This is a genomic window from Prochlorococcus marinus str. MIT 0912 (assembly GCF_027359595.1).
GTDB lineage: Bacteria > Cyanobacteriota > Cyanobacteriia > PCC-6307 > Cyanobiaceae > Prochlorococcus_B > Prochlorococcus_B marinus_C.
In genome coordinates, this window is record NZ_CP114783.1 from 121,529 (window position 1) to 133,122 (window position 11,594).

General features: G+C 29.2%; 17 protein-coding genes and 1 other RNA gene. 9 read left to right on the forward strand and 9 right to left on the reverse strand.

Annotation, left to right across the window (positions count from 1 at the left end; genetic code table 11):
- Positions 1-263 precede the first annotated feature (263 nt).
- Together O5640_RS00600 and ssrS are read left to right on the forward strand one after the other, a co-directional pair.
- Positions 264-1,409 (forward strand): 5-(carboxyamino)imidazole ribonucleotide synthase, encoded by a 1,146-nt coding sequence (locus O5640_RS00600; protein ID WP_269612616.1) that lies wholly within the window; start codon positions 264-266, stop codon positions 1,407-1,409.
- 22 nt (positions 1,410-1,431) lie between these two features.
- A non-coding RNA gene (gene ssrS / locus O5640_RS00605) (6S RNA) lies at positions 1,432-1,613 on the forward strand.
- 108 nt (positions 1,614-1,721) lie between these two features.
- Here ssrS and O5640_RS00610 read toward each other — a convergent pair.
- Positions 1,722-2,072, reverse strand: coding sequence for a hypothetical protein (locus O5640_RS00610; protein WP_269612617.1), 351 nt, complete (start codon positions 2,070-2,072; stop codon positions 1,722-1,724).
- A gap of 1,573 nt (positions 2,073-3,645) precedes the next feature.
- Here O5640_RS00610 and O5640_RS00615 point away from each other — a divergent pair.
- The gene (locus O5640_RS00615) at positions 3,646-3,792 is read left to right on the forward strand and encodes a hypothetical protein (protein WP_269612618.1); all 147 of its coding nucleotides are present in this window, start codon (positions 3,646-3,648) and stop codon (positions 3,790-3,792) included.
- 107 nt (positions 3,793-3,899) lie between these two features.
- Entirely contained in the window at positions 3,900-4,130 is a 231-nt protein-coding gene (locus O5640_RS00620) for a hypothetical protein (protein WP_269612620.1), read from the forward strand.
- 56 nt (positions 4,131-4,186) lie between these two features.
- On the opposite strand, the gene O5640_RS00625 is transcribed toward O5640_RS00620, so the two are convergent.
- The 4 genes from O5640_RS00625 to O5640_RS00640 form a co-directional block, all read right to left on the reverse strand.
- A complete protein-coding gene (locus tag O5640_RS00625) occupies positions 4,187-4,363 on the reverse strand; it encodes a hypothetical protein (RefSeq protein ID WP_269612622.1) in 177 nt (58 codons plus the stop codon).
- A 642-nt stretch (positions 4,364-5,005) separates the two neighbouring features.
- On the reverse strand, positions 5,006-5,461 hold the full coding sequence (locus O5640_RS00630) for a hypothetical protein (RefSeq protein WP_269612623.1): 456 nt from the start codon (positions 5,459-5,461) through the stop codon (positions 5,006-5,008).
- Between the two features lie 229 nt (positions 5,462-5,690).
- Positions 5,691-6,092, reverse strand: a complete 402-nt coding sequence (locus O5640_RS00635; protein WP_269612624.1) for a DUF1824 family protein — start codon at positions 6,090-6,092, stop codon at positions 5,691-5,693.
- A 228-nt stretch (positions 6,093-6,320) separates the two neighbouring features.
- The gene (locus O5640_RS00640) at positions 6,321-6,512 is read right to left on the reverse strand and encodes a hypothetical protein (protein ID WP_269612625.1); all 192 of its coding nucleotides are present in this window, start codon (positions 6,510-6,512) and stop codon (positions 6,321-6,323) included.
- Positions 6,513-6,674: 162 nt separating this feature from the next.
- Between O5640_RS00640 and O5640_RS00645 the strand changes: the two genes are divergently transcribed.
- The 5 genes from O5640_RS00645 to O5640_RS00665 all read left to right on the forward strand — a co-directional run bounded on the left by O5640_RS00645 (position 6,675) and on the right by O5640_RS00665 (position 9,954).
- Complete coding sequence (locus tag O5640_RS00645; protein ID WP_269612626.1) at positions 6,675-6,944, forward strand: DUF1651 domain-containing protein; 270 nt, start codon at positions 6,675-6,677, stop codon at positions 6,942-6,944.
- A 338-nt stretch (positions 6,945-7,282) separates the two neighbouring features.
- Positions 7,283-7,747: a nucleoside 2-deoxyribosyltransferase gene (locus O5640_RS00650; protein ID WP_269612627.1), complete on the forward strand. Its 465-nt coding sequence runs from the start codon at positions 7,283-7,285 to the stop codon at positions 7,745-7,747.
- A gap of 66 nt (positions 7,748-7,813) precedes the next feature.
- Positions 7,814-8,659, forward strand: coding sequence for a hypothetical protein (locus O5640_RS00655; RefSeq protein ID WP_269612629.1), 846 nt, complete (start codon positions 7,814-7,816; stop codon positions 8,657-8,659).
- A 619-nt stretch (positions 8,660-9,278) separates the two neighbouring features.
- The gene (locus O5640_RS00660; protein ID WP_269612631.1) at positions 9,279-9,482 is read left to right on the forward strand and encodes a hypothetical protein; all 204 of its coding nucleotides are present in this window, start codon (positions 9,279-9,281) and stop codon (positions 9,480-9,482) included.
- A 136-nt stretch (positions 9,483-9,618) separates the two neighbouring features.
- The gene (locus tag O5640_RS00665; RefSeq protein WP_269612632.1) at positions 9,619-9,954 is read left to right on the forward strand and encodes a hypothetical protein; all 336 of its coding nucleotides are present in this window, start codon (positions 9,619-9,621) and stop codon (positions 9,952-9,954) included.
- A 42-nt stretch (positions 9,955-9,996) separates the two neighbouring features.
- Here O5640_RS00665 and O5640_RS00670 read toward each other — a convergent pair whose 3' ends face one another.
- The 4 genes from O5640_RS00670 to O5640_RS00685 all read right to left on the reverse strand — a co-directional run bounded on the left by O5640_RS00670 (position 9,997) and on the right by O5640_RS00685 (position 11,502).
- Positions 9,997-10,263 carry a hypothetical protein gene (locus tag O5640_RS00670; RefSeq protein ID WP_269612635.1) on the reverse strand — a complete coding sequence of 89 codons (267 nt, stop codon included), beginning with the start codon at positions 10,261-10,263 and terminating at the stop codon, positions 9,997-9,999.
- Positions 10,264-10,455: 192 nt separating this feature from the next.
- Entirely contained in the window at positions 10,456-10,851 is a 396-nt protein-coding gene (locus tag O5640_RS00675; RefSeq protein ID WP_269612636.1) for a hypothetical protein, read from the reverse strand.
- 84 nt (positions 10,852-10,935) lie between these two features.
- Positions 10,936-11,112, reverse strand: a complete 177-nt coding sequence (locus O5640_RS00680) for a hypothetical protein (RefSeq protein ID WP_269612637.1) — start codon at positions 11,110-11,112, stop codon at positions 10,936-10,938.
- Positions 11,113-11,286: 174 nt separating this feature from the next.
- A complete protein-coding gene (locus O5640_RS00685; RefSeq protein WP_269612639.1) occupies positions 11,287-11,502 on the reverse strand; it encodes a hypothetical protein in 216 nt (71 codons plus the stop codon).
- Positions 11,503-11,594: the final 92 nt, after the last annotated feature.

Consider the following 11,594-nt stretch of genomic DNA (forward strand, 5'->3'; position numbering starts at 1 on the left):
GATGGTTTATGACGTTAAATCATCAAGATATAACAGTAATTATATTGCTGACGCACTCATTTCATACGCAAATGATTTCTGTTCGTATAATTTCGGTATTTATTTCAGGATCAAAATAATCTCCTAGTGGAATCTTCTTTGGCTTGTGAATTAAGGATGTTTTTATTAAAATCACCATTCTTTGATTTTTTTTATTTGTTTGTCCGAAATCTTTGTTGTTTAGCTGCAAGTACGCAAAACCTAAAAAAAGAGGTCTTTAACTAATGATTGGGGTCGTGGGTGGAGGACAGCTTGCCATGCTTTTGGTAGAGGCTGGAAAGAAAAGAGATGTTGATGTGGTTGTTCAGACGGCAGCACAGACTGATCCTGCTGCAAAAAAAACTAATCAAGTTATTTTGCAAGACCCTACGAATCCAGTAGGTACAAAACTTCTTGCTGAAAAGTCCCGCTTTATTACTTTTGAGAATGAATGGGTTGATATTAAAAGTTTACTTTCTCTTCAAAATAATGGAGTTTCTTTTGTACCTAAGCTTCAATCAATAGGACCTTTAATTAATAAAATAACTCAAAGAGAGCTATTGAATAGTCTTGATATTCCATGCCCTGAGTGGTTGCCTATACCGTTAACAAAATCATCAGAATTTGAACTTCCTGCCGACTGGGGATTCCCATTGATGGCAAAGGCTTCAAAAGGTGGGTATGACGGTAAAGGCACTAAAATCATTAAAAATTTAAAACAACTTCAAGAATTTCTAGTAATTAAAACTGAAGAGCAATGGATGATGGAGAAATGGGTCTCTTTCGATAAGGAATTATCCATCGTTTCCAGTAGGGATTCAAAAGGAATTGTTCGTAGTTTACCAATCGTGGAAACCTACCAATCTGAACAAGTTTGTGACTGGGTCCTTGCTCCTGCTGATATCAATCATGACGTTGATCTTATGGTGAGAAATATTGTATCTTCATTGCTTGCTGAGTTGGACTATGTTGGAGTTATTGCTATTGAATTTTTCTATGGATCTGAAGGATTACTTGTAAATGAAATAGCTCCAAGGACTCATAATTCAGGTCATTTTTCCATAGATGCTTGTAGCAGTAGTCAGTTTGACCAACAAATATGTATCACATCTGGTATGGAGGTCCCCATTCCAGAAATGCTTGTTGATGGAGCTTTAATGGCAAACTTGCTTGGTTTGCAAAATGACTATCCATTAACACTTACCCAGAGGTTGGACGATTTAAGGAGTATTCCTGGCTTGAATGTGTATTGGTATGAGAAAGAAGAAGAAAAAAAAGGTAGGAAGCTTGGTCACGTTACTTATCTTTTGAATAATAAAGATCCTTTATCTAGAAAAAAGGAAGCGTTGGACATTTTAAAAACCATAAGATCTATTTGGCCTACCTCATGATGATATTTTGTTTAAATTGAATTTAGTACTGCTCTGTTGGTATTGGCCTTCTCAAGTGCTCTGATCTGACTCTCTTTCGATATGGGGAAGCTGTCGTGAAAGTAACGTATACCAGCTTGCTCTGGAAACGAAGCTTCACTTTGAATCCCCCTCTGGTTCTTCCAGGTCGATGCTTCTTGGGCCTTACGGCAAAGTGGTACTTACTTTTAATTTATGTATTTCACAAATATTCAAATGTTCATAATTTAATTTTTTAATATTTATATTTATTGATTTTTAATCCTTACTTTTTAAATTTACAAACAATTTATATCAAGAGGTTAATCCTCTGGAATTTCGGACCTTTCGAAGTAGCTCATGATCCTCTCTTGCTCTTTTGTCAAGAATGGCTATGTCCTTTCTGGCTTTTTTATCAACTTTTTGAATATCTTCCCTTGCTCTTTGGTCTAGTAGTGCAACATCTTTTCTTGCCCTTTGATCGATGTTCTCTAGATCTGCTCTAGCTCTTTGATCAACGTTTTCTATATTGATTTTTGCTCTTTCTACCATGCTCGTCATTGAGTCAACCATCATTGACAATGCTGCTGGCACTTGTTTCCCACTAGCTGAAAAAGAGGATTGTTCGTTAAGACTAATACCAGTGTTTGCTTGATTCGAAGCCATAGTTTTAATTAAAATAGGCTTGCTTTATTCGAAGCCTTTTTTTTTATATTTCTATTATCTCCTTTTTTTTGCTTAATAAATCAAAATCTGCTGAAGAAAAACGAGATGTAATAGAGAGATGATGGTTTTGAAAAAAGCTCATTCCACTTAGGTTGATTTTTTCCCAACTTTGAAGAAGTCCAGATTTTCAGATCAATTAGCAAGATATTAAAAAAATAGGACTAATAATATTTCCCTTTTGGATAAAGTCTCGCTATTTTCTGCTTTTGATTCTCTTGTTCTGATTTTTTCCTTTTATAATCCTTGTATGAAGCGTCACCCTCATTAAGCCTGAAAAAGACAAAATAGAACATAACCCCTGTAAAAATTAATCCTATGAAGAGCACCCAAAAACCAATTAAACCTGTAGGAGACAAGTATTCGATGTTAAAAGAACTACTTCTCATCTGCATTCGATAAAAATACTATTTTTTAATCTTATCTGCAATAAATAGAAAATGAAGTAATAGATTATTTTTCTAAAAACCTATTTTTTTAAGCTTTTAACTAAAGGGTTTATTGGCTATTAATGAGGATTTTTACGCATTAACACATGGAAAAATTTAATTAAAATTAAATATATTGTTTTTATTTAAATGGAAGGAAACCATAACTATGCTATGAACTTGATAGTTCCATTAATGGGAATTGCTCCTTTGCTAATGCTATTTATATTGAAAGGAGAGAAAAAATCAAAAGTTACAAAAAATTGGACTAGATCAACTAACTAGAAAAATAAAAATAAGATTTAGCTTTAATTATAATTTATTTCGAAATTAAAAGTGCTCACAAGATAAGTTATACTTTCTAACTAAATATTATTTATATTAAAGTATTTCTCAACATATTATATTCAGCACCTTTTATATTTATAAGTAATCTTAAAAAAATGAGTTGATAGTTAATTCAAACCATTTCATAGGTTTTTTTGGTTTTCACCCGCGATTTCCTTTTCTTTTCGCTATCTTGTACTTGAATTACTGTTTAAAGAGGATTCTTCAAGAAAACTCTAATAAATTAAATACATTAGCCAACCATGACAAAAAACAAAACCCAACAATTTGCAAAGTTTTATATAAAAGATTTAAAATTGAAAAATATAAAAAATAAAAGTCAGAAATTAGAGATCAATCAATTCAATTTTTTGTCATCCGTCAATTAATTTTTTGATTTAAACCCTTGCATCATTTATAATAAACTTTCTAAAGAAATTATAACCAAAAAAGTATTTTGTAAAAAAAATTTGTTTTAATTTCTAGTATATAGTATTTTTTCAAGATATTAAATTAAATAATAGCTACTAATAAATTGATAGTGCTTATGTTGAACTCTCTTCTATTAACAATGAGGATTTGTATATCTTCTTGATAAGAAGCAATCCATACAATGAGAAATAGCATGTGGATAAAGAAATCAGATAAACTATTTCATTTCTAAGATCTTTGATAAGTGCATTTACCTAAAAAAGTTTTGTTAATTTATTGGAAAATATAATCGTTAAACAGTATGTTTAGTTACTACTAAATTTACAAATATGAAAACTGCACAAGATAGATATTTTGAATGTTTAGAAGTTTGTATTGAAGATGAGCAAGGAAAATCATGTCGCCAAGTATGTGCACCCATATTAAATGATGATCCTTCTGATCACCCTACAGTTCCAATAATTAATAATCAGTAAATATTGACTTTGAAAATCTAATTTTAAGCGTTACCTCTATAACTTTTTTGTAAAAGAATTAAAGAGTTAGATTCTGAAAATTTTTAACCCATATCTTTTTAGATGAAATGGTCACTTTATTGATTGGGAGTTTTATTTGGGTGTTTTGTTGGTTAGGATTATCTATATTTCTTTTAATTATGGATACCCCTATTACTCACATAAATTTATTTAACGCAATGCTTGCTCTGTATGTGATTGGTTACCAATTATCTATATGTATAGATTGGAGTTGGATCCCCATGAATAAAGAAGATTATCAGCTTCCCTATCAAGACAAATGGAGCAGAATTAGTTAGGTAAATATTTTAAAAATTTCTTTGCAAAGATTAAATGGTTAACATTGACAGCAGACTTAAATATTATTAACCACGTGAAATAATCCGAATGAATATCCACCTATAAGTATCCATCCTAATATCGCTGAGATTATAGTAGACCTTCTGTTGTGTCGTCTAATAGCATTTTCTATCATTTCATTTACGTCTTCTCTATTTATTAGATTTTTAGATTTTGGATTGGTAGATGTCATTTGTTTTATGTAAATTTGATGCTTTTAGATCGTTTGATAAATCAATGTTTAAGCAAATTCAATTTGAGAGTGAGTTTGCTAAATAAAGCAGTGATGCCTTTCTAGCCCGACTTACTAGAAGGCAAGTGGATTAGTGGCTGAAACAAAAAATGGATCCTATGTAAATATTTGTTAAGATTATAAAGGATTTTTCTGTTAGTTGTGTAGGTAAAATCACTTTAATATGAATTTTCGTCAAATTATTAAGCAGTCTTTTTCATATTCTGACTTTCCGAAGTTTGTTATTCAAGAATGCGCATCCCCAGATTTCTATTCCATCTAAAGATAAATCCAGCCAAAGTGTATGTAATATTAATTTTGTGCTTGGTATATTTTTTATTTCTTAATTAATTATTTTAGAAAATTCTTGATATCAGTAAATGCATCTGCTTACATTTTTTCTTTAGATTAATATTAAACTCTAATAATAGAAATATATCATCATTGAGAAAATTAGAATTTAAATTGGTATTTTCATACTATTTTTGACAAGATCAAATAAAATAAGATAAAAGACCTAAATTTTTTTTTCAAATATAATTTTATATAATTAAATTTTTATTTCCTTCCTTGATATTTAAATAAGAAAGTAGATAGAAAAAATTAAATGTTGTTTTCATTATTGTCTGTTTCATTCTTTTCTAATAGCTTTTTAGTCAAAAAAGAATATGAAGCTTGATGTTTTTGTTTCCACTCTTTATGCTCTTTTATCTGTTTTTTTAACTTTTCCAAGCTCTCTTTTTCTTCTGGATAAACCCTCTCTAAATATTCTGGACTTAAATTTATATTTCCTTCATATTCATAAACCATTTCCTCAAATGAATCGCATATTCCAAGAATATCTGCCATAAAATCTTCAAACTCATCAATATTTATCTCCTGAAGAACTTTTCTTAATTTACTTTGACTAGATTCCTCTGGCTCCCATTCTTTTTTTAAAACGTGTAGAAGATTGAGCTGACCAATTCTATCTAGAAGATCCCATTTTGATGCGTCATCGGCCGAGTAAAAATACGAGCCATCGCCAGATTGATAAAACTTTCCTCTATCTTTATCCATTTATATCAAAATGTGAAAGTATTAAATCTTGTATATGAGGTTTGCAGTGGTAAAGCATTTGATTCTATTTGTTAATCACTAACTTAGAGTTTAGTAAAATATTGAATTTTGTTTGCTATTTTTAGAATAGCATTTATTTTTAAATTTTTCTACTTTTTTGGTTGTTTTTAGACTTAGTATTTATTTATTGGAAATTATAATATTTTTTATAACCTATTAAATATTATTTTTAATCAAAGAAATCTAATGGTAAGGGACCATAAGTTTTTGAGATCAATAAATTATCATTATATTGACAACTGATCAATATACCCTCTCCCAGGCCAAATTCAATTCTAGCATGAATCTCACCAGTTTTTTGATTTGCCTTTAAGAATATTGGACCATCAGAATTAGGTATTGTGATACATTTCATTTCTTCATATTCAAATTTTTCTTCTATTTTTCTAATTACATGAATTCCTTTTTTTAATGAAGGTGACATTACTCCTACGGTTATCCAATCAGATTTACGAAGAATAAAACTTAATTCATTTAAAAGTATTTTTGATTGAATTTTATTTATTTTAGGGGCAGATCTAAATTTGTCGAGGTCTTCTAATTTGTTGATATCAATTGTTTTTTTAGACATTTAAATCTTAATTGTTTTTTTATGTTATCAGTTAGAGTAATTTTATCCTAGTATTTACTTTTTAGTAATCGATTTTTAGATACCTTTAATGAGTGTATTAAAATTAAAAAAACAAAAATATATTTACCAATAATAAAATTAGAAAAATTTCTCAAATAGATTAATATTATTTTTCAGCTTGTTTTCATAATAAATTCTATTCTATTATTTGATTGAATTTAATTCCTATTAATTAAGATTGTTAGATTCTTTTATCCTCCTTGATTCATGTAGTTTCTCTAATTCGTTGTAGACGTCACGTAGTGTTTTTTGTATGTGATCTAAATTCTCGATCGTTCCAAGCGAGTTCATGGCTTTTATAAGGCTTTCTTTCGCCTCTATCAAACCTCGACATTGAGGACTACCAGCTTCAGAGGACATCTTTCTTTGAGTTGTTGGTATAAATTTATTATATCTATTCTTTTAATTGATTAATTTTCTCTAACTTTTTTTAAATTATTATTTCTTTAACTTCACTTTAGATTTGAGACTTGACGACGACTGCTTTTTTAATTAAAAACAAAAAAAAGACTTATTTTTGTAATGTCAAAAGTAGACAACTTAGATGCCCCTACTGGTTGGCTGAAAGATCCTCACGATAAATGGGCTATCCATTTTGATTTTAAGAGGTTAACCCATGAAAAGATGTCTACGGATTTTACAATTGATATGTGGGGTGTCGTTCCAAGCGGTAAACCTATGAAATTTAAGAGTAGAAGAAAGGTTACAAAAGAAGAGTCATTAAAGACTTGGAATCAACTGCTTTCTTCAAATTGGGTCGAATTTGACTTTGATAAGCATATTACCGCCTGATAAGTGTTTTAATTTAATGTGCATTCTTATTTTAAATAGTTATTATAAATCATGTATTTATGATTTAAAAAATTGCTAAATATTTCCAATAAACTTCTTAAACTAGTTTTTATATTCTCTGCGGTGATTACTGGTTGGACTTCAATTATTTTATTATCTAATACAACATTTGATTTAGAGATTAAGGAACTAATTACTAAAATGTATTTGAATCAAAAAAATTTTGTTGTTAATGTCAAGGATCTATCACTTTTATTGGTAAAAGATGCAAATCAACGTTTTTCTGACGAAAACTAAGACATAATTCGATTAAATAATCCAAAACCAGATTAATAAAATTGTCTAATAAAACACTTTACCTTGCTTCTCCATATGGGTTTTCTAAGCATTGGAGTTTAAAGCTTTTACCTGAATTTATTACTAAACTTGAGTCTATGGGCGCAAGGGTTTGGGAACCTTTTGCTCGAAATAGTAGCATTGATACTTTAAGTCCTGGTTGGGCTAATAAAGTATCTAGTTCAAATTTTAATGATTTGAAGCAAGCTGATGGTTTATTCGCAATAGTTAATGGCACCCCTCCTGATGAAGGTGTCATGGTTGAGATTGGGATCGCGGTTGCTTTAGGAAAACCAACATTTTTATTTAGAGATGATTTTCGTAAATGTACTGATTCAGATGAATACCCCCTTAATTTAATGATTTTCTCAGGGATTCCAGCTGATTCATGGAATGATTACTATTATTCTGCTTTTGATGAAATTGATTGTAAAAAGAAGGCTATTTATAAATGGTTGAGAAATTAAATGGATATGTTCTTTATCGCTTCGTATATACAAAAATTATATTATCTTTCTTTTTATATATGATATATGAAAGATAATCTATTTCACTTGAGTGATATAAGGATTGAAATATCTTTTAAATCTTTTGATGAACTTCGTAAGATTCTATATTTTTATCAGAGAAATAATCTTTATAAAATTAATATTCCCTGTAAAAATAGTTTAAAGAAAGATTTCTTATTGGAGTCGATTAGAATTTCAAAAGAGGAATTTCCAAATATCGATATTATTCCTCACTTTAGTATCCTACATGAATTTAAAAGAGATAAGATAAATACTCAAGATTCATTCCTTAACTTTCTTAAAACTGTAAAAACTTTAGGTTGCGAACAGATACTTCTAGTTTCCGGTTCTCAAAAAAGGTCTACATTAGACTCTGTTTACGCTTTGTCTATGCTCAAAGATAATCCTCTTTGTTTTAATCAAGATATTTCTATCGGTGTAGCCTTTAATCCTTATTTACCTGGATTTTTGTTTGATGAGGAGCTTTTAAGATTGGAAAAGAAACTTCAATCAGGTTTAGTCGGATCTATCTGGATTCAATTTGGTACTGATTATAAACTTCTCAAAAGCAGGATTAAAATACTTAAAAATATCATATCCTCGACTATGAAAAATAATTCTAAAATTTCAAATATTATTTTTTTTGGTAGTATCTTAATTCCATCCAAGCAATTTCTAGCTAGATTTAAATTTAGGCCATGGAAAGGTGTTTATTGCTCTAGTGAATTTTTAGAATCGGTAGATCTTGCTAATAAGCTAATTTCGCAATTATTATTAACCTACAAAGAGTATAACATTTGCCCTATAATTGAAACTAATATATCTAAAGATGATCATTTGAATAGATTAAAAAAGACTCTTATTTTATAAACATAGATTTCTATTTATTCGTATTTCTTTTGAACTACTTTAACTTATTAATCAAATTATTTACTATCATATGAATTTAAAAGTTAATGTATATTTTTTTAATAAAATATTTTTTTAATTCAAATTGTTATTTTAATTTTAAATATAAATTTTTTTATAGAGCTCTTCACAGAACTGAACAAATGGTTTGAAGGGATTCATTCCATTTTTTGTATTTAAAAATTTACGTTAGTTTGGTTTGAGATGGCTCCTGAATGGAGGTTTAGCAGTTGACTAGAAATGAGCATTTTCTATTGCTAACTATTGTAAAGGGGTTGTAAATTTATGTAAATCAACTTGTATTTCAATTTTCTTTATTTTAGGCAACTTTTTTCTTTTTGGCCTATAAGAGTTTCTACTTTCTTATTCATACCAGTTTATCTGGCTGTGTTAGGTTGATTTTTTTTTGAACGAAGTACTTATTTTTTTATTCTTACAAGTGTTGATTATATTAAGCCTCGTTTGATTTTAGTGTGACACCCTCTGCTCGTTTATATAGTTGCTTGTTTGATTTATGTCCATCTATTTTTCGCGGTCCATTAAAAATTCTATTAATTTAAAGTATGTGAATAACTGACTAATGTTTTCATCAAGGAAAAAAACACCACAAAAATCTGCTCCTCTGTCAAGTTCTTTTGCTGCCGATACCTTTCTACTAAGAAGAGGCTCCGAAGCTACTAGATACAAAGTCGCTGCTTTGATGATGTTCGTAGCTGGTTTTGGCTTGCTAACATTAGGTACTTGGGTGCTTAACGATTTTAATTTTCTTACTTTTACAAATTAACAAAGTCGGTTTTGATTCTTATTTTCTTTGTATTTTAACGCATCCAGAATTTATTTATTAGATTTTTATTTTTTAAAGTTCTTAGTTTAAAAACTCTTCCTTTAGTAATCTAAAGTTTACAGTTACATATGATTAGATGACAAATTCTTGGGATAAATATTTTGCTCATTATTCCGATTGGGATGATGCACATTGCTTTAATGTAAGATTGGAAATCAAATTTGAGGATGAGATAAAGAGACTTGGTTATGTTGAATACTTTAATTCTGATGATATGTATCTAATAAACAACAACATATCTAACAAATTAATCCCAAAAAATAAATCTTACAAAAAGAATCAAAATGAGATTCTATTATCTTTCGACGTGCCTTATGACTGGTCAATAGATACAGATTGGGAGGATAAGGCTCTTATCCTTCTTGGAATATGTGATGAGTGGGTAATAGACTCTTCCGTTGAGGACAAATAATAAATATTTAACCATTCGTTGGTTTTGAAGTTAGGAATAATTTTATGAGTAAAAAATAAGTGCGAGACCTTTTTTAGTTAGATAGAATTCTTTCTCTTCTCTACTTAAATCCATTGCTAATTCTTCACCTTCTTTAATAGCTTGTTCATAAGGAGGCTTTGAAGGAGAATTACCTTTGTAAATTGCTGCAATACCTAATGGGGTTGCGTTCCATGCAAAATTAGCTGTTTCTCCAATAGGAGGCTGATTTAAGGCTTCTTCAAGAAGATTTGATGAGTTTGATTTGGGCCGAGTTGCTGTTGAAGTCATGTTTATATTTAAGATTTCTTATAAAAAAAACTTGTTTAGTGATCCTTAGAAGAACATATACGTCCACTTTCTAATGCATTGGATTGTTTTATGCGTCATTAGTGTTGATCTCTGCATCCTTAATGCTTATAACCCTTTTAATCATTTATTAGCTGGAGAGATTTTTATTTAAAAATTTAAAAAATTAGATTATTATTTATCTTGCATCATTTTTTGAAAAACAATAAATTGTTTAAACTGCTCAAATAACTCTTCGTTAAAATTTTCTCTGGGCTCGGATGAATTAACCTTTTTAGTATAGTTATATTTTTTTGTGTTATAGGTTATACCTTTATCTGAAATTAATTCATCAAGATCATTATGGCTGAAAGTTGAATTATCGGCATTATTTTCCCTGCTATAAAGCTTTTCTCTAATTAGTTCATTAGAGTTTTTAAGATCGATTCCCTCTCTAGCTATCAATGCCTCTTCGACTAATATACCTACTACTTTTGATTGGCTAAGTTTTTCTTTATTTGCAATTTTGGTTATCGTCTCTTGAGCATTTATTGATGGAAGATAGCCAATCCTTTTTCTTGTGGAGGGCATACATAACTTTTCTTATAGAAATTAAATTTACTTTATCTTTTGGTTGAATTTCAAATATTTTATTTATTTCTTGACCTAATATTTTTAAAAAAACCATTCAGCCAAAATTATTTTTGCTTTTTTCATTTCATTCTTGGCCTTGAGCTCATTTATCTTTTTTAGAGCTGAATACGCCATTTCTCCTTTTTCCCAAAAACGAATGTGATTTATAGGACTTAGAAGATTAGATTCACTACTGGAATTGGTACTTTTTTTAGGCATAAGTTTTCTCCAGAGAGTTATTTCTTAATTTGAATTAATTAGTTATTTATAATTCCAGAATAGACTATTGACTCACGCCTCTATAAAAATTGAACAATATAGTGAAATAAAATCTTAAGTGATTAAGGATTACTATTAGTTGGTTTTCAAATTTATTAGTTTAATAAAGAGTTTTCAGTGTTTTTTGTCTTCAGGAAATTCTGGTTTCTCCTTCTTTTTTCTTCTGCCGTCTGAAAGCTCTAGTAAAGTTGAAAGTTGTTCATATACTGATCTGAGTGATGATAATTCTGGCAGTAAACCGTCGTTCCTAAGGTCTTCATCCATATATCTGAGCTCTTGTCTCACATAGGAAAGAATTGATTTTGCTTCATCTCTTTTTGGACCAGCCATATTTTTTTTAATTTTTTTAAAAAAACATACAACAAAAATCAACTGAATTAAGATTTCAACTGCGTATCAAGACAATGTGTTTCTAAGCAATA